General features: G+C 36.0%; 1 protein-coding gene. It reads left to right on the top strand.

Annotated features, from left to right (window positions below):
• The coding region (locus tag HMPREF2613_RS04890; RefSeq protein WP_148129934.1) for a replication initiation factor domain-containing protein at window positions 1-660 on the top strand (660 nt) is incomplete at its 5' end.
• Window positions 661-725: the final 65 nt, after the last annotated feature.

The following is a 725-nucleotide window of genomic DNA, read 5'->3' as shown; positions in this document are numbered from 1 at the left end:
AAAAAGAGCTATAACATTGTAAAACAGGCTGATGTGAACGGTCAAATCAAAGGTTATACTTTGTACTTGGGTTCTCAGTCGAATTCTTCAACTGGTTCATACATGCTAAGAGCCTATGATAAATATGCACAGTATCAATATAAAAATCAGATACCCCCTAGAGAAGCGATTGAGACGGGCATTTGGCAACGATATGAAATATCGTTTACAAAGAAAAAGGCTCGTAAAATCGTTGATTTAATGACTGAAAACGGTCAAACTATTGGGTCTGTTTTCATGGATACGATGCGTGATATCGTCGAATTTTTGGAACCAACAAAAACGCAAGCAAAGGAAATTCAGCAGAATAAAAACCGCTGGAAAGTTTGCTCATGGTGGGAAAACTTTTTAGACGGTGCTGGTAAAGTTGATTTAGGTAATCCTGAAAAAGATTTAGATTTGGGTCGTTTGCTTCAATGGTTACGAGTTTCAGTTGTTCCGTCTTTGAAAATGCTTGAAGAGTTGGGCGAGGAAAAAGGATTTGATATTTATCAAATCATCAAAAATATTGAAGTCGATGAGTATTCAAAAAAACAAAATCGTTTGTTGAACAATGCGAAAAAAATCGATAAATCGCAAATCAATTTATACCTCCAAAAATTTGAGGAGGGGGGATTGTAATGGCAGTCATCTACAAAAAGAACGCTCAAAACGTGTACAAAATACCGCTATACCGATTTTTTTGG

This window comes from Streptococcus sp. HMSC070B10 (assembly GCF_001808665.1).
In the GTDB taxonomy this organism is placed as follows: Bacteria; Bacillota; Bacilli; order Lactobacillales; family Streptococcaceae; genus Streptococcus.
The sequence above is the reverse complement of the archived record's forward strand: the minus strand, read 5'-3'. Positions and strand labels throughout refer to the sequence as shown.